Annotated in this window: 17 protein-coding genes; 14 read left to right on the top strand and 3 right to left on the bottom strand. The window is 54.2% G+C overall.

Annotated elements, in window-relative coordinates; genetic code table 11:
- Positions 1–20 precede the first annotated feature (20 nt).
- The 4 genes from LOS79_RS13270 to LOS79_RS13255 all read left to right on the top strand — a co-directional run bounded on the left by LOS79_RS13270 (position 21) and on the right by LOS79_RS13255 (position 3244).
- Entirely contained in the window at positions 21–2117 is a 2097-nt protein-coding gene (locus LOS79_RS13270) for a 3-keto-alpha-glucoside-1,2-lyase-like domain-containing protein (RefSeq protein ID WP_315420400.1), read from the top strand.
- A 165-nt stretch (positions 2118–2282) separates the two neighbouring features.
- Positions 2283–2534, top strand: a complete 252-nt coding sequence (locus tag LOS79_RS13265) for a hypothetical protein (protein WP_315420398.1) — start codon at positions 2283–2285, stop codon at positions 2532–2534.
- Positions 2535–2660: 126 nt separating this feature from the next.
- The gene (locus LOS79_RS13260) at positions 2661–2963 is read left to right on the top strand and encodes a HesB/IscA family protein (protein WP_315420396.1); all 303 of its coding nucleotides are present in this window, start codon (positions 2661–2663) and stop codon (positions 2961–2963) included.
- Positions 2964–3004: 41 nt separating this feature from the next.
- Complete coding sequence (locus tag LOS79_RS13255; protein WP_315420393.1) at positions 3005–3244, top strand: YuzB family protein; 240 nt, start codon at positions 3005–3007, stop codon at positions 3242–3244.
- Between the two features lie 715 nt (positions 3245–3959).
- Here LOS79_RS13255 and LOS79_RS13250 read toward each other — a convergent pair.
- The gene (locus LOS79_RS13250; protein ID WP_315420391.1) at positions 3960–5096 is read right to left on the bottom strand and encodes a THUMP domain-containing class I SAM-dependent RNA methyltransferase; all 1137 of its coding nucleotides are present in this window, start codon (positions 5094–5096) and stop codon (positions 3960–3962) included.
- A gap of 181 nt (positions 5097–5277) precedes the next feature.
- Between LOS79_RS13250 and LOS79_RS13245 the strand changes: the two genes are divergently transcribed.
- Positions 5278–5907, top strand: coding sequence for an O-methyltransferase (locus LOS79_RS13245; RefSeq protein ID WP_315420389.1), 630 nt, complete (start codon positions 5278–5280; stop codon positions 5905–5907).
- Positions 5908–5909: 2 nt separating this feature from the next.
- On the opposite strand, the gene LOS79_RS13240 is transcribed toward LOS79_RS13245, so the two are convergent.
- Entirely contained in the window at positions 5910–7130 is a 1221-nt protein-coding gene (locus LOS79_RS13240; protein WP_315420387.1) for an MFS transporter, read from the bottom strand.
- 224 nt (positions 7131–7354) lie between these two features.
- On the opposite strand from LOS79_RS13240, the gene hemE reads away from it, so the two are divergent.
- The 3 genes from hemE (at position 7355) to hemG (ending at position 10896) form a co-directional block, all read left to right on the top strand.
- On the top strand, positions 7355–8413 hold the full coding sequence (gene hemE / locus LOS79_RS13235; RefSeq protein ID WP_315420385.1) for a uroporphyrinogen decarboxylase: 1059 nt from the start codon (positions 7355–7357) through the stop codon (positions 8411–8413).
- 87 nt (positions 8414–8500) lie between these two features.
- Positions 8501–9445 (top strand): ferrochelatase, encoded by a 945-nt coding sequence (hemH, locus tag LOS79_RS13230; RefSeq protein WP_315420383.1) that lies wholly within the window; start codon positions 8501–8503, stop codon positions 9443–9445.
- Positions 9442–10896, top strand: coding sequence for a protoporphyrinogen oxidase (gene hemG / locus LOS79_RS13225; protein ID WP_315420381.1), 1455 nt, complete (start codon positions 9442–9444; stop codon positions 10894–10896). The genes hemH and hemG overlap by 4 nt, the downstream gene beginning before the upstream one ends.
- Positions 10897–10974: 78 nt before the next feature.
- Here hemG and LOS79_RS13220 read toward each other — a convergent pair whose 3' ends face one another.
- Positions 10975–12714 (bottom strand): ABC-F family ATP-binding cassette domain-containing protein, encoded by a 1740-nt coding sequence (locus LOS79_RS13220; protein ID WP_315420379.1) that lies wholly within the window; start codon positions 12712–12714, stop codon positions 10975–10977.
- A 243-nt stretch (positions 12715–12957) separates the two neighbouring features.
- Between LOS79_RS13220 and LOS79_RS13215 the strand changes: the two genes are divergently transcribed.
- The 6 genes from LOS79_RS13215 (at position 12958) to LOS79_RS13190 (ending at position 19312) form a co-directional block, all read left to right on the top strand.
- Positions 12958–14355, top strand: coding sequence for a CapA family protein (locus LOS79_RS13215; protein WP_315420377.1), 1398 nt, complete (start codon positions 12958–12960; stop codon positions 14353–14355).
- 47 nt (positions 14356–14402) lie between these two features.
- Complete coding sequence (locus tag LOS79_RS13210) at positions 14403–15134, top strand: glycerophosphodiester phosphodiesterase (RefSeq protein ID WP_315422196.1); 732 nt, start codon at positions 14403–14405, stop codon at positions 15132–15134.
- A 63-nt stretch (positions 15135–15197) separates the two neighbouring features.
- Positions 15198–15821: a fumarylacetoacetate hydrolase family protein gene (locus tag LOS79_RS13205; RefSeq protein ID WP_315420373.1), complete on the top strand. Its 624-nt coding sequence runs from the start codon at positions 15198–15200 to the stop codon at positions 15819–15821.
- 24 nt (positions 15822–15845) lie between these two features.
- Positions 15846–16646: a DUF92 domain-containing protein gene (locus tag LOS79_RS13200; protein WP_315422194.1), complete on the top strand. Its 801-nt coding sequence runs from the start codon at positions 15846–15848 to the stop codon at positions 16644–16646.
- A 66-nt stretch (positions 16647–16712) separates the two neighbouring features.
- A complete protein-coding gene (locus tag LOS79_RS13195) occupies positions 16713–17318 on the top strand; it encodes a TetR/AcrR family transcriptional regulator (protein ID WP_315420371.1) in 606 nt (201 codons plus the stop codon).
- Between the two features lie 50 nt (positions 17319–17368).
- Positions 17369–19312, top strand: coding sequence for an ABC-F family ATP-binding cassette domain-containing protein (locus tag LOS79_RS13190; RefSeq protein ID WP_315420368.1), 1944 nt, complete (start codon positions 17369–17371; stop codon positions 19310–19312).
- Positions 19313–19357 lie beyond the last annotated feature (45 nt).

Here is a 19357-nt window from a genome sequence, read left to right as displayed (position 1 = left end):
ATTTCGGGAGAGTGTTCAGAATGACTAGACTAGCCAAACGAGGCAGGCTGCCCCTGCTGGGTATGATTGGAATCCTGCTGTTCAGCCTGATCTCCGGCGTATCTGCTCCAGTTGCAGCTGCAGCAGGAACAGCCTATTATGTCGATCCGGACCTGGGCAGTGACAGCGCGGCGGGTACAAGTGAAGCGGCCGCCTGGAAAACGTTAAGCAAAGTGAACAGTATCACGTTCAGCCCGGGTGACGTAATTCTTTTGAAGGCGGGGGGCGTGTGGAATAATCAGTATCTTGATCTGCAGGGTTCCGGAGCTGAAGGGAATCCGGTTACGGTAGACCGCTACGGCACAGGTGCCAAACCGCGGATTAATTTCGGCAACACGGCTGTTGGCGGGGAAGGCTTCGGGGTCAGGCTGCGCAATGTCTCCTACTGGGAGATCAATAATCTGGAGATTACTAGCGGACAGCAGCCCACCGATATGCGAAGAAGCGGGGTGCTCGTGACGGGTGAAGGAGCCGGCGCGGGGAACTTCAGGCATATCTATATCCGCAATCTGGATATTCACGATATCTTCGGCACGGACCGCAGAACGGGAGGGATTAATGTCCACGCCCGGGGAGCCAACACCGCTCCGGAAAGCACCTGGGACGGCATCCTGATTGAGAATAATACGGTGATCAATGTAGCGGATACGGGAATTCAGACGATGACGGACGCTTTTTTCAATAGCAGCTGGAATCATAAATTCGACGCCTTCCGTAACGTGGTCATCCGGGGGAATGTGGTCGAGAAGATTCACCGGGACGGGATTCTGGTCAGAGCCAGCCAGTCGCCGCTGATTGAGTACAACAAGACGAAGTCGGTCGGGGAAGCTTGTGATGTTAACACCTCGATCGTCAGTTATCTGGAGGATATTACAGTTGTTGCAGCGCAGTGGGCTTACTATACTAAGGGTGCCGTATTCCAATATAACGAGGCTTCTGATACGCGGATGCTGGGGGGAGACGGCCAGCCGTGGGACTTCGATATTGAGGTGCATGACAGCATCTACCAGTACAACTTTAGTTATAACAACGAGGGCGGCACACTTCTGGTCATGAACAACACGAATAATAATATTTTCCGCTACAACATCAGCCAGAATGACAAGGACGCTAACGGGGTGTTCCATCTGGTGAACGGCGGCGGCAACCTGTATGTCTACAATAATATCATCTACCGTTCCGGTACGCAGAATAAGGCGCTGACCCATGCCAGCAATACCGGAATGGCTTATTACATGAATAATATTTTTTATAACGGGGCAAGCGGGCAATATACGAACAGTCCCAGAATGACGTATGACCATAACAGCTTTTACGGGCTGAATTCAAGCGTTCCAAGCGATCCCAATAAAATCACCGGCAATCCCGGCTTCGTCAGCCCCGGCACAGCTGCGGGACGTGATTCGGCAGACGGCTATAAGCTGGCAGTGACCTCTCCGCTGCTTAATGCCGGTGTGGCTGTTGACGGGAACGGAGGCCAGGATTATTTCGGCAATCCGCTCTACTACGGTGTGCCGGATATCGGGGCATTCGAATTCCAGGGAACGATTGTGCCGCCGGCCGTGCTGTTCCAGGACGATTTCGAGGATAATAACTACAGCGGCTGGACGACCTCCGGCGGGTCATGGACTGTGGCGGATGACGGTACGAAGGCTTTGTCGCAGAATTCGGCAACCGGGGAAGCGCTGGCTTACACCGGCGATGCGGCCTGGAGTAACTACACATACTCAGCTAAGGTGAAGCTGCTGAATGCTTTTGGCAATGCCGGCCTGCTGTTCCGGTACGCGGATGCTGCAAACTACTACATGTTCCGGCTGAATGATTCAGGCGACAAGGCGGAGCTGTTCAAAAAAACAGCAGGCACGCTGACGATGGTAAGCAGCGCCAGCGTAACTGTTACCCCCGGCCAGTGGACGGAGCTGAAGGTGACGGTCAGCGGCAGTACGCTCACTTGCTATGCCGGCGGCTCCCAGCTGATCCAGTGGACGGATCCGGCAGCGCAGCCGGCCGGGGGCCAGGTCGGCATCCGGATGCATTCCAGCACCGCCCGGATCGACGACGTTAAGGTTACGGAATAACAAGTGCGGTATAGTCTCCTGTCAAATTTTAATTAAAAATGAAACAATGTCTGCAAATTTGCGTAAGATAACAGCAAAGGGTATGGCCGCAATCCTTTCCATAGGTACTTGGCGGCTGTGCCCTTTTCCATTTAGGCTGGAATTAGCAAGGGAGGCTGTTCACTTATGAAACTCAGAAAACTGCTGTCACTGAAACAGTGGTCTCATATCTTCCGCAGTACCTGGCAATATATCATTTCCCCGGCGGTCTCCATAGGAGACAAGCTGCTGTTCACCATTCCGGCACTATTGTACTGGGTACTCCCCGACATCATGCCGTTTGTTCCCATTGATGATATTGGCATAACGATGCTGCTGATGGGCTGGTTCGTCTCACGGATGGACCGTAAATACCCGGCGCTGGGCCGCGCGAGATGACAGATTTGCGAAATATCCTGTAATCCCTGTTGAGGTATTTCAGTAATATGGTTGCTTTTACTAGCTATATTCCTTAAAATGAGTTATTGAGTATTTAAACTATAGATGCTTGGGAGATGGAATGTGATGAACGTCAAAATTACCCGCAATGCGGCTAAAGTGATAAAGAAAACCATGGAGCTTGAAGGCAACAGCGAGCTGAAACTGCGTGTAGCAATTACACATGCCCACGGCGACCATGCCCACTACGGCCTTGATCTGGACACGCCTAAAGAGAATGATGTAGTGATCTCCACCGATAAGGACATCGACGTTATTCTTGATCCGAACCAGCCGCTGCTGGACGGTGTGAAGATTGATTATCTCTACCTGCCCGAAGAAGGTTTCGTTATTACTAATCCGTCTAAAGGAAATCATGGCGATCACTAATTGCTCGCTTTTATTTTAAGGACATAAAGAAGGGTTGCTTCATGGCTAACGATATAAGAATATGTGACGAATGCAATCATATCAAAATGAAAAGCATTGTACCCAAGCTGCTGAAGATGGCGCCGGATGCCGAGATCAAGACAGGCTGCATCTCTTACTGCGGTCCCTGCGGCAAACGCCCGTTTGTGTATATTAACGGCCGTTACATCAGCGCTCCGACAGAAGATGAAGTGCTGGCCAAGGCACAGGCGTTTGTCAAACAGCCGGCAGTTAAGGAATAAGGTTAGTTTAGCATTACAACCTCCGCTCAGGTTCGCGGGGGTTGTTTTGTTGTGGGGGGAATCTGCTGGCACTGCGGGTTACGCGCATTTATACATTGTGGCGGAGGGCTCAGACGCTGGTGTCCGCAAGACCCTGCCATAGGTGAGTTCCCGTCAATTGACGTCTCTCATGCCCGTAACGCTAAGCTACCTACTCGAACACTGCTGCGTCCCGGCCAAATTTCTTGACTAACTTCATCAGAACCCGCAAGTTCCATTAAGCAGGCTAAATGCGGCGTTGGAGCGGGAAGTAGAGGGAGGGGATCTGTTTAAAGTTGCTTAATGTGCGTTGTAGCGGGAGGTTAGAGGGAAAGTCCCGCCAAATGAGCCGGATGTGGCACTGGAGCAGTAAGTAAAGGGAGAGTTCTGTGTAAAGTGTGGCAGTTGTGGTGTCTGAGTTAATGGTAGAGAGAGAAGTTTCCCGGCGTACCCGAATGTTACTTGCAAATTAAACCAAAACAAGCCTTAAGCCCGCAGCGCAGTATAACTGCACTGGAGCTTAAGGCTTGCTGCTGGAATGCCAGTTACCTAAGTTAGTGTTTAGTTACCTAATGTTGGAGTCCAATTACCTGAGTTAATATCCAGCTACCTAAGTTGGTATCCAGCCACCTAATGTCGGCATGTCGGCGCCAAGTTACTGCCCTGTCAGCACCTAACAGTCCGTCTACTCCCCGCCCTACATGTTACGCGGCGGCAGCGGTCCCAGGTATTGATAGTATTGGCACTCAATCCGTCCGTTATAGAGCTTGCGGCGCTTGTCCGCCTTGCGGCCGTAGTATTGCTCGAATTCCTTGTACGGGCTGATCGCGAAGAAGGACCAGGTCGGGAGGTAGAGCATCATCTCGCCGAACTGGCGGGTCAGCTTCTCGACTTCCTTGTCATTGCTGATCCGCTCGCCGTATGGCGGATTGGTGATGATGCAGCCGTATTCGCCTTCAGGACGGGCCTTGGCGGCGGCCATGTGCTTGAAGGTAATCTCACCGGCGAGTCCGGCGCTCTTCGCGGCGGCTTCGGCAATCTCGATCGCTGCCGGATCGATATCCGTTCCGGTCAGCTGCAGCGGGTAGTCATCGCGCACCGCGTCGAAAGCCTCTTCGCGGGCCTCTTCCCACAAGCGCTGAGGGATTTCCGGCCAGTGCTCGGACGGGAAGGAGCGGCGCAGGCCCGGTGCGATGTTCCAGGCGATCATTGCGGCTTCTATCAGGATCGTGCCGGAGCCGCAGCAGGGATCATACAGCGGGCGATGCCCGTTCCAGCGGCTGAGCTGGATTAGGGCGGCCGCCATCGTCTCCTTCAGCGGCGCTTCAGTGGCATGGCGGCGGTAGCCGCGCTTATGCAGCGCCGGTCCGGTGGTATCGAGCGTAATCAGTGCGATATCATTCAGCAGAATGACCTCGACCACATAACGCGGCCCGTTCTCAGGGAACCATTCGGTGCGGTACGACAGCTTCAGCTTCTCGACAATCGCTTTCTTGACGATCCCCTGGCAGGCAGGAACGCTGGTCAGCTGTGATTTGTGGGAGCGGCCTTCGACCGGGAATTCTCCGTTCTCGGGAATCCAGTCCTCCCAGTTAATCGCTTTGACGCCTTCGAACAGCTCGTCGAAGGTTTTGGCCGGGAACTGGCCCATTTTGACCAGTACGCGGTCAGAGGTGCGCAGCCAAAGGTTGCAGCGGCAGATATCGATGTAATCACCGCTGAACAGGACCCGCCCATTCTCGGTTGTGGTCTCATAACCCAGTTCATTCAATTCTCGTGCTACGACAGCCTCCAGCCCCATAGGGGCGGTGGCGATCAATTGTAATTTGCCCAAATGCTCTCAACTCCGTTTAACTTGTGGATAAATACGCAAAGCCAGTACAATAAGGGAAGCTGGTTCCCGCTTCTGAACCGTTGCACCGTTTAGTACGTTCAGATACCAGTATAGGGTAATGAAGGTCACTGCACAATGCCCGTCCATGGAACACAAACTATTAATTTTAAGGAGCATACATATGCCGAATCAGGAAGAATACAGCGAACTGCTGTATACAGAGGATGAATTATTAATTGAGGTGAAGAGAGCAATAGCGGAAAAAGACATGCCGGAGGTGTCCATCGCCCCTGGTTACGGCCGGCTGCTGACGATGCTGGTAACCCTTTCCCGGTCTGCCCGCATCCTGGAAATCGGGGCGCTTGGCGGCTACAGCGGAATCTGTCTGTGCCGCGGTCTTCAGCCGGGCGGAAGCCTGACTTCATTGGAGCTTAAGGCCGAATATGCAGAGCTGGCCCACAGCCATCTACAGCAGGCCGGTTTCGGTGATTCGGTTGAATACAAAATCGGCCCGGCGCTCGACAGCCTGAAGCTGCTCGAAGCACAGGGCCAAAAGTATGATTTCTTCTTCATCGATGCCGATAAGGAGAACTATCCGAACTATCTGGAAGCAGCGATCAGTCTGGCTTCACCCGGGGCGATCATTGCCGGTGATAATATATTCCTGCGCGGCCGTACGCTGAATCCGGAGAAGAACGGCCCGGCTGTCCAGGCGATGCGCCGGTTCAATGAGATGATTGCCGGCGATCCCCGCCTGACCAGCACCTTGCTGCCCGCGTATGACGGGCTGGCTCTGGCGATGGTCCGCTGAATTTAACGGAACAGGCGGAGCTCGGTTGGCTTATACAGCTTGAGCCGGACCCAGACAGTATTGATCAGCAGGAAAGCGCCGGAGATTATGAACAGCCCTTCAATCCCGGTATAACCCGCTAAAAAGCCGCCGATCAGCGCGCCGAGCATATTACCGAGCGCCAGGGTGCTGCTGTTGAAGCCAAATGCCCGGCTCTCCTTGCCGTCAGGCGTATAGGAGCGGATAAGCGCGTTGACGCTGGGCAGCAGCCCGCCCATGAAGACACCCATCATGAAGCGGATAATAATCAGCTGCCAGACGCTCGTAACGAAGGCCTGGGGAATAAGGAACAGGGCGGCGCCAATCAGCGCATAGGTCAGAATCCGGTGGGCGCCGACCCTGTCGCTGAGCTTGCCGAGCACGGGGGAAGCGATCATATTCGAGATACCGGTAACAGCACTGACCATACCTGCCCAGAAGGCGATATTCACAGCAGAGCCGTGGAGCTTCTCTACATAAATCGGCAGCAGCGACATCGGGCTGATCATGGCAAACTGCAGCAGGAAAGTAACGCCGAATAAGGCGGGCAGCTGCGGCACCTTGGCCAGCTCCTTGAAGCCTGCGAGTACCGATACCTGCGGAACCTGAGCCGCTTCCACCCGGTCGAATTTCTCCTTGACCAGGAACAAGGCCAGCAGCGAGGCCACGAACAGAAGTGCCCCGACAACATAAAAGATCGGGCGGAACCCGATCCAGTCAGCGAATGCGCCGCCGATCAGCGGCCCGAGAATCGTCCCGGCTACGCCGCCGGACTGCATGAGTCCCATAGCGAAGCCCATGCGCGCTTTGGGCGTTGTGCCCGAGACCAGCGCAATAGAGGCGGGATTGAAGCCGGAGATGGTCCCGTTCAGCAGGCGGAGCAGCAGAAGCTGCATCGGAGTCTGGGCGAAACCCATCAGGACGATGACAATGGCCATACCGAAGCTGGAGCGCAGCAGCATGATTTTACGGCCGTATTTGTCGGCCAGCTTGCCCCACAGCGGCTGAAAGATAAAGGCGGTCAGGAAATTTGCGGCAAAAATAAGTCCGGCCCACATTCCGATCGCCCGGTCTCCGGTCACGCCTAAATCTTTGGCGAGATACAGGGACAGAAACGGGGTAATCATAGTTAAACCGGCATTTACGAGAAATTGGCCAAACCAAAGCACCATGAGGTTGACTTTCCATGTCTCCCAATTCTTCAAAGTGCTTTCACTTCCTTTCAGGGGATTCAAAGCTAAATAGTTCACGAAAAATTTACATTATGTCAGTATATCATATATTTTAAACCGTGCAGTGCAACACTTGTCATAGTAATGTCATGGGATTGTCATTCCCTAATAGCCGAAGGAGTTGTTACCCGCTGGCAAAAGGGGCATAATAATGATATGTGTTTTAATAATCTATTAAATCTAATGGAGATCTTATCATGACCTACAACGACACTTTTATCCGCGCCTGCAGACAGCAGAGTACGGAGCACGTTCCCGTATGGTACATGCGGCAGGCCGGCCGTTATGATCCCGAGTACCGTAAAATCAAGGAGAAGTATTCGCTGCTGGAGATCTGCAGACAGCCGGAGCTTGCAGCGGAAGTAACCTTGATGCCTGTGCGCAAGCTGGGTGTGGATGCGGCCATTCTGTATTCCGACATTATGAATCCTGTAGCCTCCCTTGGTGTTAACTTCGACATTGTGAAGAACATCGGGCCGGTCATCGAGAATCCGATCCGGACCGCGGGAGATGTAGACCGGCTGAAGCCGGTTGATGTGGAAGGCGATCTCAGCCACATTCTGGAGACCATCAAGCTTTTGGACAAGGAGCTGGATGTGCCGCTGATCACTTTTGCAGGAGCACCCTTTACCATTGCCAGTTATCTGATTGAGGGCAGACCCTCAAAGAGTTATCACCGCACCAAGGAAATGATGTTCAGCCAGCCCAAGGTATGGGAGAAGCTGATGGAGAAGCTGGGCGACATGGTTATCGCTTATCTCAAGGCGCATGCCGCGAGCGGCGGCAAGGCGTTCCAGCTGTTTGACAGCTGGGTGGGGGCGCTGGCCCCGCGTGATTTCGAAGCCTATGTGCTGCCGACGATTACCCGGATTTTTGACGAGCTGTCACATCTTGATGTGCCCAAGATTTATTTCCCGGGTGTCAGCTCCGGGGAGCTGCTCCCCAGCCTGGCGGAGCTTAAGGCCGATGTCATCGGACTGGACTGGCGGGTAAGCCTGACTGAGGGCAGACGGAGAACCGGCGGCAGGTTTGCCATTCAGGGCAACCTCGACCCTTATCTGCTGACGGCACCAATGGACATACTGAAAGAACGGGCCAGGGAACTGATTGATGAAGGGATTACACAGCCGGGTTACATCTTTAATCTGGGCCACGGATTATTTCCTGAGGCTTCGCTGGACACATTAAAGGAATTAACAGACTACGTGCATGAGTATTCAGCCGCAGCGCTGAAGCAGGCGGCGGCGCGCGTGTAAATACATTAGGTGGACAGAGACAGCAAAAATTGCTGTTCTCTTTATTTTTCTTAACCTGGACATTATTCGCAGAAGGGGATGGATACTATGACGGCCAAAATTGGAGTACTCGTAATGTCTTACGGCACGCCTGAAAGTCTGGAGGATGTGGAGGCGTACTACACGCATATCCGGCGGGGACATGCGCCTTCCGCAGAACAGCTCAAAGAACTGAAGGACCGCTATGAAGCCATTGTCGGAGGAGTGTTCCCGCTCAGGGAGAATACAGACCGGCAGGTAGAAGCATTGCAGGCCAAGCTGAACAGCGGGCAGATTCAGTATATCTGCTACCAGGGACTGAAGCATGCCCGGCCTTTCATTGAGGACGGTGTAGAGGCTATGGTCCGGGACGGGATTACCCAGGCTATAGGAATCGTTCTGGCTCCGCATTATTCCGTGATGAGCGTTGGGACTTATATTAAGCGGGCGAAGGAAAAAGCCGATGCCTGCGGAATTAACATGGAATTTGTGGAGAGCTACCATCTGCATCCGGAACTGATTGATGTACTCAGCCGCAGGGTAACTGCGAAGCTGGACGAGTTCGAAGAAACCGGCGCAGTACGGGAGGATGTACGTGTATTATTCAGTGCGCATAGCCTGCCGGAGCGGATTCTTGCTATGGGCGATCCTTACCGTGACCAGCTGCTGGAGACCTCCAAGGCAATCGCTGCCCAGGCTGGCGTAGAGTCCTGGCAGTTCACCTGGCAGAGCGCAGGCAGAACAGCCGAACCATGGCTCGGCCCGGATATCCTGGATACGCTGCGTGAGCTGGGCGCAGCCCAGGTGAAGTATGTGCTGTCTGCCCCGATCGGGTTCGTGTCCGATCATCTTGAAGTGCTGTACGATCTGGATATTGAAGCGCAGGCACTGGCTTCGGAGCTGGACATGCGGCTGCTGCGGATTGATTCGCTGAACAGCGATCCGGCTTACATGTCAGTGCTCAGCGATGTGGTGCGTGCAAAGGCAGGCCAGCTTAAGGTGAAGCAGCCATGAGCGGGTCTGCCCGCAGAGTGGTCATTATCGGCGGAGGCCTCAGCGGCCTCAGCGCCGCTTTTTATGTCCGCAAGTATTACCGTGAAGCCGGGATTCAGCCCGAGATTGTACTGATTGAGAAGAATAAGTGTCTTGGCGGAAAGATAGAGACGCTGCACCGGGATGGCTTCGTCATCGAGAAGGGCCCGGATTCCTTCCTGGCCCGCAAGACGGCGATGAGCGATCTGGCCCGTGAGCTGGAGCTGGATCATGAGCTGGTGACGACCAATCCGAATGCCAAGAAGACCTACATATTGCAGCGCGGTAAGCTTCATCCGATGCCTGCCGGTCTCGTTCTGGGAATTCCGACAGAGCTGAAGCCGTTCCTGAAGAGCGGGCTGGTCACTTTCGGCGGGAAAATGCGGGCGCTGATGGATTTCGTGCTCCCGCCGCGCCGCAGCCCCGAGGATGAATCGCTGGGGGATCTGATTGAGCGGCGCCTTGGGACAGAGGTGCTGGAGAATATGACTGAGCCGCTGCTTGCCGGCATTTATGCCGGGGATATGCGCAAAATCAGCCTGCAGGCGACCTTCCCGCAGTTCGGCGAAGTGGAGCGCCAGTACGGCAGTCTGATCCGCGGGATGACAACCGGCAGGAAGCCGGCTGAGACCCACACCGGCACGAAGAAGAGTGCCTTCCTGACCTTCCGCCAGGGGCTGCAGAGCCTGGTGCATGCTTTGATCCATGATCTGCAGGATGTAGAGCAGCGGACGGGAACCGGTGCCGTCTCCATTAAGCAGTGTGCTGAGCCTTCAGGCAGCCACCGTTATGAGGTGGAGCTGGATAACGGTGAAGTGCTGGCAGCCGATGATGTATTCGTCACGGTGCAGAATTTCGCCGCAGCCGGGCTGCTCCGCCCCCATGTCGATGTCTCTGCACTGGAGGCAGTGAATTATGTATCGGTGGCGAACGTGGTTATGGCCTTCACGAAGAAGGATATCAATACCGAATATGACGGTTCAGGCTTCCTTGTTCCCCGTAAGGAAGGCCGGAATATTACAGCCTGCACCTGGACCTCGACGAAATGGCTGCATACGAGCCCGGATGACAAGGTGCTGCTGCGCTGTTATGTCGGGCGTTCAGGCGATGAGCAGAATGTAGAGCTGCCGGATGCAGCACTTGCTGAGCTGGTACGCAACGATCTGAAGGAGATCATGGGGATTACTGCAGAGCCGCTGTTCACAGAGATTACCCGGCTGAAGAATTCGATGCCGCAATACCCGGTCGGCCACCCCGGGCGGATTGCCGGCCTGCGCAGTGAGCTGGCCCGGAAGCTGCCGGGTGTGTACGCATTTGGTGCAGGCTATGACGGCATCGGGATGCCGGACTGCATCAAGCAGGCGAAGCTAACGGCCGAGCATGCCGCAGCAGAGCTGAAGCAGCTGCCTGAACCGGCAGCTGTCACGGTATAAAAAAACGGTGAGGCGCAGTTCCGCGCTTCACCGTTTTTTATATGTTTGGGGGGTGTTTTATAAGGAAGGGATTGTCATTTACAGCAGCTTAATCAGCGCTTCCAGCTCAGCCGCCAAACCTTTGGCCAGCTCAAAATTACTATTTTTTAGGGCCAGTTCAATTTCTGTTTCAACCGCTTTTTTCTTTTGCTCCGTTTCCAGATAGTCTCTGTCGAAATGGCTGGCATAAATCATCTTCCGGAATTTGCGCATGCTCATTTTTCGGATGGTCTTATCCTCAATGATCAGAACATAATCCATTCCGTTTACCACTGAATAGAAGTCATGAGAGATCATGAGGATGGCGCCTTTATACTCCTGGACCGCTTTCTCCAGCGCGCTTTGGGTATAGGTATCCAAATGGCTTGTCGGCTCATCGAGCAGCAGCACATCTGCCTTACTGGCAGAAGCTTTCGCCAATTGCAGCAGGTTTTTTTCGCCGCCGGATAATGAGGCTATCTTCTGGTTGAAGATTTCTCCTTCGAAGCCATAGTCTGCAAGATACGCTCTTATGTCATCATAGGCTGCAAATCCGGCGTCAATGAATTCTTCCAGGATGGTATTCGAGTCCTTCAGCACCTCGTCTTGCAGCTGGGATAAGTAAGCCACCTTAACATCGGTACTGATCTCAATTGAATCCTGCTTATTTCTGAAAATATCCCGGAGCAGCGTTGTTTTTCCGGTGCCGTTTGCCCCGATAATGGCTACTTTATCACCAGACTGAATCTCAAAGCTGACATTGTTAAGCAGCAGCTCGTCAAAGGCAGCGCTATAATTATTCACTGCTATAACAATGCGGTCTTCCATTTCGTTATCCGTCCCGAATCTGATTTCCGGCTGCTTAATATCAACGAATGGTGCTTTAATTCTGCGTGCTTCCAGTCTTTCCTGGAATTTAACTCTGGCTTTCAGCGCTCTCCCTCTGGAGGCTTCTGAATTATAGGTGGCGATAGCCCGCAGATTATCAATGATGCCCTCGTTCCGTTCAATTTCCTCTGCTTCGGCGAGTGCGAGCTCCTGCAGTTCAATTTTGGTTTGAAGCAGGAAGAAATTATAATCGATATACCGGCCGTCAAACTCCTGCAGCTCCATGTTCTCAAGATGAATAATTTTGTTGAAGCAATGGTTGAGCAGATAACGGTTGTGCGTAACCACGAGCAGAATTCCTTTGTGCGAATTAATCAGCTTCTTCAGCGCATTCAGATTCTCGAAATCGAGGAATACATCGGGCTCGTCCATAATGAGTAAGTCCGGCTGGTTAAGCATTTCCTTCATCACTTGAATCAGCTTGAATTCACCGCCGCTAAGGCTGGACACTGCAAGATCTTTCCGCTTCAGGAGATTGGCCAGATTCAGCTGCTTATGAATGATGCTCTCGAAATCATCCCCGCCCATTGCAGCGAAGGCATCTAAAGCGGACTGGTACTTTTCTAGTAACGGCTCAATGTCGGTTGACGTTTCCATTGCCTTGAGGATAGTGTCTATTTCATGTTGAATCTTAATAAATTCTTCTCCGATATATTCAAAAACGGTTGTTTCGGCAGCTTTGTCCAGCTGTGAGAACTGGCTTACATATCCGATTCTGCAGTCGGGTTCGATCTCCAGCCGCCCTTCGAACAAATACCGTTCCGGGTCCATCAGGATATCGGTCAGGGTGCTTTTACCGCTGCCGCTTGTTCCGATGAAAGCGCAATGCTGATTGTCTTCCAGTGTAAATGAAATGTTGTTATATAGCTCTTTTTGCGGAAATGAGAAGGATAAGTTTTGTGCTTTTATCATAAGTACTACCTTTCTAATTAGAGCATGTATTTTGAGTTTACCGTTGACAGACTAACACTTTTTACAACCAACATCAATCATTCTTATGTAAAGTTATGTACAAAAGCGAAAAAAACATTGCCGCCGGGCCAAATGCAGGATAAACCGTTAAGTTGTGCAGCCGCATCAGGCAGCTTTGGAGCCGTATGTAAGAGATATGCTATAATAGAAGCACTTTAAGGTTAAAGGAGATTATTTGCACTCATGTATCCGCCGAGATCACGCAAACAACAGGGTAAGAAAAAAAATAAACGCAGGCGCAGAACGGTCTGGGCATGGATTAACGTAGCGCTGCTTCTCATGATTACCGGTCTGCTGGCCTACTCATTTATGGATAAGCAAGAGAAGAATAGTGCGCCGCCGCCAGCAGCTGCTACAGTGCGGCCGCCTTCGCCGTCTCCGGAGGCCTCGGCAGCAGCACTTCCTGCTGCAGAGGAGCTGCCCACAGCCAGTCCGCAGATTACCGCTGAGCCTACGCCCGAGCCTACGCCTGAGCCGACGCCGGCAGTAACACCAGTGCCTGAACCGGAGCCGGAACAGCCTGAGGCGACCCCGGAGCAGGAGGACGATTCCTCCGGGAGTGATGGAACTCAAGGGACAGAAGGTAACGCAGGCGGCCTTGTCGCGGGCCTGCCCGGGAATTCCTCCGGCGGGACAGTGAAGCTGAATTTTGCCGGAGATATTATTTTTGCTGGTAAAGTGGGTGAACTGCTGGAGAAGAAGGGTTATGATTATTCATACAGTGCCCTGAACGGAATGTTCAAGCAGGATGACCTGACTGTGGCCAACTTGGAGACTCCCGTAACTACAGGCGGTGTGGGTGCCGCAAATAAGCAGTTTGTCTTCAAAGGTGCCCCGAAAGCGCTGGATGCGCTGAAGTCCGCCGGAGTGGATGCCGTCAATCTGGCTAATAACCATACGCTGGATCAGGGGGAAGAAGGGCTGCTGGATACCCTGGGCCACTTGAGCCAGCGGGGAATCCCGTATGTAGGGGCAGGGAAGAACAGCAAGGAGGCTTACTCGGCGCAGTATTTCGAGCGGCAGGGCATTAAGATTGCGCTGCTTGGCTTCACCCGGGTTATCCCGGAGAGCAGCTGGATGGCCGGTGCCAGCAGTCCAGGGGTTGCTTCCGTCTATGATAGCAGGGAAGCGCTCAAAGCGATCAAGGCAGCCAAACAAAAGGCAGATCTGGTTGTTGTCGTAGTCCACTGGGGCAAGGAGCGGATCGAGCAGTATGATAAAACCCAGCAGGAGCTGGGACATAGCTTCATCGATGCCGGAGCAGATCTCGTAATGGGCGGGCATCCGCATGTACTGCAGGGAATTGAGCCGTACAAAGGCAAATGGATCGCCTACAGTACAGGCAACTTTATCTTTACGCGCTCGAGCGTTCCGGCAACCTGGGAGACGGCAGTGTTCCATGCGGAATGCAGCAAGCAGGGGCAATGTTCCCTGAAGCTGAGCCCGATGGATGCCGAGCTGGGCCAGCCGGTGCCGATGAATGCGGCAGACGGCCAGCTTTTACTGAAGCGGGTGGAGTCATTATCTTCCGGACTGGTCAAGATCGGCAATGACGGCACTGTTGTTCAAACCGGAAAATAAACGTATACCCGGACAGATCCTACTTCAGCAGGAGGTGAGAGCAGATGATGAATAACCCTTGTGTAGCCCACCGGGGATTTTCCGGCAAAGCACCCGAGAATACGCTGGCTGCTGTCCGGATGGCGATTGCCCTGCCCTTTGTGAGCTGGATGGAGATTGATGTTCAGCTGACGAAGGACGGCGTGCCTGTAGTCATCCATGATTTTTCACTGGACCGTACAACCAACGGGCACGGCAAGGTGAAGAATATGGACTTTGAGCACATGCGGCGCCTGGATGCAGGGAGCTGGAAGGGGCGTGCTTTTCGCGGAGAAAAGGTGCCCTCTCTGGAAGAGGTCTTAAATCTGGCTGCGGGCAGACTCCGGCTCAACATTGAGCTGAAGACGAGCGGGGATATGTACCCCGGCCTGGAGAAGGCGGTCATTGATCTTGTGAACAGCAAGGGGATGCGTGAAGAAGTGGTGCTGACATCCTTCGACGCCGGAGTGCTGCAGCGGATTAAGGAACTGGACCCGCGAATACACACTGGGCTGATCTATGATTCCAGATACGGTGATCCGGCCCGGAAGCTGCACGAGCTGGGTTGCTCCCTGTTGTCCATCAGCTTCGACCGGCTCAGCCCGGTTCTGGCAAAGTCACTTGCTGATAAAGGCGTGAAGATCATGGCCTGGACAGTGAACAAAGGCAAGGAGATGCGCCGCCTGTCAGCAATGCATTCGGAGATTATGATCTGTACGAACCGCCCGGATATCTGGGGTGAGCTTTTTTTGCAGGGCTGAATGAATGAGCCAAAGCTGAAGCGGACTGTTATTTATTTGAGACGAAAGAGGGCTGAATGATCAATGGGTGGAACAGTGAACAACGTATACTGTGTGGGACGCAATTATGTATTACATGCCGAGGAGCTGGGCAACGAGGTTCCGGCAGAGCCGCTGATTTTCCTGAAGCCTTCACATGCTGCGGTAGCGCTGGACAAGGCGGTCATTGAGCTGCCCAAAGATGCCGGAATGATTCACTATGAAGGTGAGCTGGTGCTGCGGATTGCCCGTGACTACGTGCCTGGAATGACCGTCGATGAGCTGGTGGATGTAATGGCGCTTGGGCTTGATTTTACGCTCCGTGACATTCAAAGCGATCTGAAGAAGAAGGGCCTGCCGTGGACACCGGCTAAGGGCTTCAGGAATGCGGCTCCGCTCACGCCATATATTGCTTTTCCTGAGCAGGAAGAGCTTGAGGCTACGGATTTCACGGTGCGCAAGAACGGGGTAGAGGTGCAGCGCGGGAACGTGCAGAACATGATTTTTCCGCTGCAGAAAATTATCGATTTCATCGCTTCCCGCTACGGGCTCGGTAAAGATGATATTATCTTCACCGGTACTCCTGCAGGTGTAGGGCCGGTTGTTCCGGGTGATTCGTTCGAGCTGTTCTGGGGCGATAAGCTACTGGGCACCTGCCTGATCGGGTAAGCAGGGATGACCGGACTGCAAGTGCTGCAATGGATCATCGGGGCCGGCGGCGCGGTGCTGGTTGCCGGGGCTGCATTCTGGAAGCAATCGCTCAGCTTCTCCGGGATGCTGGCGGCAGTGATGATGGGAACCATCTATTTCGGGGCCGGGAACGGCTTCTGGTTCGGCATTCTGCTGCTGTTCTTCATCTCTTCAAGCCTGCTGTCGAAGCTGCATCATGAGAATAAGGCCGAGCTTGAAGCCACGTATGACAAAACAGGCCGCCGTGATGCCGGGCAGGTGTTCGCCAACGGCGGACTCGGGATGCTGCTGGTGCTGCTGAACGCGATTTATCCGCAGGAGCTGTGGGGATTTCTGTTCATCGGGGTGATGGCTACCGTGACCTCGGATACGTGGGCGACGGAGATCGGCACGCTGGCGAAGCGGCCTCCCCGGTCGGTGCTGACCGGCAAGGTGCTGCCGGCCGGAACCTCAGGCGGCGTATCGCTGCCGGGCACGCTGGCAGCAGCGGCCGGCGGGGCGCTGATCGGCGCAGCCTCCTGGCTGCTGCAGGCGGTCTCGGGCATGGAGCCGCAGGCTTTCCTGCTGCTTACGCTGGCCGGACTGCTCGGCGGGCTGGCAGGGGCTTTTGCCGATTCGGTCCTGGGGGCTACGGTCCAGCGGATGAACCGCTGCACGGTGTGCGGCCGTGAGGTAGAAGCCTCTCAGCACTGCGGTAAGCCTACGGTATATGCCCGGGGCTGGCGGTGGATGAACAATGATGCAGTGAATGCTGTCAGCTCTATTCTTGGCGGCGTGGTGGCGCTGCTGGTCAGCTACATATGATTTATGAAGGCCTGAGGAAGCCGGGGGCTCTTCATCGGATGAGTATAACATGGAGGAGGTGAAACGGTGGGCAGCGCATCTATACACAAGCATGCGGCCATTCTGGATGCTGCTTATGAGCTTTTCGGTTCAAGCGGGTTCTACGAGACGAAGATGTCAGAAGTGGCAGAGCGGGCAGGAATTGCCAAGGGAACGGTCTATTTATATTTTTCCAGCAAAGAGGAGCTGTTCATGGCTGTCACCCGCCGGGACTGTGAAGGGTTCCTTGAGCAGCTTGAGGGCAAGCTGAGCGCCAGCTCCGTCCTGACGGACAAGCTCTCGGCCATTGCCGAGCATCATCTGTTCTATTATTACGAACGAAAGCAGCATACGAAGCTGTTCTTCCGGGCGCCTAACAATAACCCTGAGCTGGTGGCTTACATGGCACAGTTCATGGAGGCTTACATGCAGGCGGTGGTGAAGGTGCTGCTGGAGGGCGGGGCAACCGAGCCGGAGCTGATGGCAAAGGCCTATATCGGAATGCTGGACCGGCTGAAGATGGATATTTTGTTTAATCCTGATTTTGCGGAGGCAGATGCGGATAAGCAGGCGAAATTTGCGGCCAGCCTGTTCATCAAAGGGGCATTGGGCAGCTTGCATCCGGCCATTGGAGATTCGTCCACAGATCAATAAGTGATGCAGCCAGACCTGGTTATAAAATATAAGGCAAGCGAGGACAACCGATGAATATTATGACTGTGGAACATCTCTCTAAGAGCTACGGGGAGAAAATACTATTCCGTGACGCATCCTTCGGGATGGATGACCGGGACAAAATCGGCGTAATTGGCGTGAATGGAACGGGGAAATCCACCTTTCTGAAGATTATCGCCGGGCTGGATACCCCTGATGAAGGAAATATCGCCATCGGCAACGATGTGCGTGTACAATATCTGGCGCAGAATCCGCCTTATGAACCGGGGAACACAGTGCTGCAGCAGGTGTTTGCCGGAGATGATCCGGAGCTCGCCACCATGCGTGAGTATATGGAGGTTATGGCGCTGCTGGAGCAGAACCCGGGAGATACGGGGCTTGAGGGCAGACTGGTCCGGATTGGCCAGGCCATCGATGCCGCCGGAACCTGGCAGCTGGAGAGTGAAGCCAAGACCGTTCTCACCAAACTGGGCATAACCTCGTTTGAGGCCAAGATGGAGAGCCTTTCCGGCGGTCAGCGCAAGCGCGTGGCGCTTGCCGCTGCGCTGATTACTCCTTCAGAGCTGCTGATTCTGGACGAGCCTACCAACCATATTGATACAGATTCCGTAGCCTGGCTGGAGCAGTATTTGCAGAAACGCCGCGGGGCGCTGCTGATGGTAACGCATGACCGTTATTTCCTGGAACGGGTAGCGGGCGTGATGCTGGAGCTGGACGGCGGCAATCTCTACCGCTATGAAGCCAACTATTCCCGCTTCCTGGAGCTGAAAGCCGACCGTGAAGAGCGCGAGGCCTCGGCGGAACAGAAGCGCAAGAATCTGCTGCGCACCGAGCTGGCCTGGATCCGCCGCGGGGCCAAGGCCCGCTCTACGAAGCAGAAGGCGCGGATTGACCGCTTCGAGAAGCTGAAGGAGAGCACAGGCGGCAATTCATCAGCCTCAATGGACATCTCTGTTGCATCAACACGTCTTGGACGCAAAATCATTGAAATCCAGGATCTGACCAAATCGCTGGACGGCCGGACCCTGATTAAGGACCTGACTTATATTGCCGTACCGCAGGACCGGGTCGGCATCGTCGGCAAGAACGGCAGCGGCAAGTCGACGCTGCTGAATCTGATCGCCGGCAGGCTTACGCCGGACAGCGGCGAGGTTCAGCTCGGGACCACAGTGAAGCTGGGGTATTTCACCCAGGAGCATCAGGACATGGATCTCAGCATGAGGGTTATTGAGTATGTGAAGGAAGAAGCGGAAATTATCCGTACTGCGGACGGCAGTGTAATTACAGCCGGACAGATGCTGGAGCGGTTCCTGTTCCCGCCGGCGATGCAGTGGACTCCGATCTCCAAGCTGTCCGGCGGCGAGAAGAGACGCCTGTATCTGCTGCGTGTTCTCATGGGTGCGCCGAATGTACTGCTGCTGGATGAGCCGACGAATGACCTCGATATCGGCACACTGGCAGTGCTGGAGGATTATCTCGACGAATTCCCGGGTGTGGTCTTCACTGTATCGCATGACCGGTACTTCCTGGACCGGACGGTAGATAAGCTGATTGCTTTTGAGGATGGAACCATCCGGCTGCATGTCGGTGATTACAGCGAATACGAGGAATGGCTGGCGAAGAATGTGCCGGCCGGCAGCGGGAATTCCGGTAAGGCGGACACAGCTTCCGGGCGCAGTGCGAATCCTGCAGCTGCGCAGGGCGGAGGCGATGCCCCAGCTGCGGCACCTGCCCGTGAGAAGCTGAAATTCACCTTCAAGGAGCAGCGTGAGTACGAGGGCATCGACGAAGCTATCGAGCAGGCTGAGCAGCAGCTTGTGGACATCGCGTCCCAGATGGAAGCTGCATTCGCCGACTCCGGCAAGCTGCAGGAGCTGGTAGAGAAGCAGCGTCAGGCTGAAGCTGAGCTGGAGCGTTTAATGGAGCGCTGGACGTATCTGAATGAGCTGGCGGAGAAGATTGCCGGGAAGTAAGGCGGTTTGCAGAAACGCGTTCAGCATCAGAGCTGAAGGAGCGGG

Source organism: Paenibacillus sp. MMS20-IR301, from assembly GCF_032302195.1.
GTDB lineage: Bacteria > Bacillota > Bacilli > Paenibacillales > Paenibacillaceae > Paenibacillus_AQ.
This window is presented reverse-complemented; position numbering and strand designations above follow the sequence as displayed.

Bases quoted from the DNA above. Each gene is read 5' to 3' on its own strand.
- LOS79_RS13205 (WP_315420373.1), top strand. From the start codon at position 15,198: ATGGGTGGAACAGTGAACAACGTATACTGTGTGGGACGCAATTATGTA.
- LOS79_RS13190 (WP_315420368.1), top strand. From the start codon at position 17,369: ATGAATATTATGACTGTGGAACATCTCTCTAAGAGCTACGGGGAGAAA.
- LOS79_RS13270 (WP_315420400.1), top strand. From the start codon at position 21: ATGACTAGACTAGCCAAACGAGGCAGGCTGCCCCTGCTGGGTATGATT.
- LOS79_RS13265 (WP_315420398.1), top strand. From the start codon at position 2,283: ATGAAACTCAGAAAACTGCTGTCACTGAAACAGTGGTCTCATATCTTC.
- hemG (WP_315420381.1), top strand. From the start codon at position 9,442: ATGAGCGGGTCTGCCCGCAGAGTGGTCATTATCGGCGGAGGCCTCAGC.
- LOS79_RS13215 (WP_315420377.1), top strand. From the start codon at position 12,958: ATGTATCCGCCGAGATCACGCAAACAACAGGGTAAGAAAAAAAATAAA.
- LOS79_RS13220 (WP_315420379.1), bottom strand. From the start codon at position 12,714: ATGATAAAAGCACAAAACTTATCCTTCTCATTTCCGCAAAAAGAGCTA.
- LOS79_RS13255 (WP_315420393.1), top strand. From the start codon at position 3,005: ATGGCTAACGATATAAGAATATGTGACGAATGCAATCATATCAAAATG.
- LOS79_RS13210 (WP_315422196.1), top strand. From the start codon at position 14,403: ATGAATAACCCTTGTGTAGCCCACCGGGGATTTTCCGGCAAAGCACCC.
- hemH (WP_315420383.1), top strand. From the start codon at position 8,501: ATGACGGCCAAAATTGGAGTACTCGTAATGTCTTACGGCACGCCTGAA.
- LOS79_RS13245 (WP_315420389.1), top strand. From the start codon at position 5,278: ATGCCGAATCAGGAAGAATACAGCGAACTGCTGTATACAGAGGATGAA.
- LOS79_RS13260 (WP_315420396.1), top strand. From the start codon at position 2,661: ATGAACGTCAAAATTACCCGCAATGCGGCTAAAGTGATAAAGAAAACC.
- hemE (WP_315420385.1), top strand. From the start codon at position 7,355: ATGACCTACAACGACACTTTTATCCGCGCCTGCAGACAGCAGAGTACG.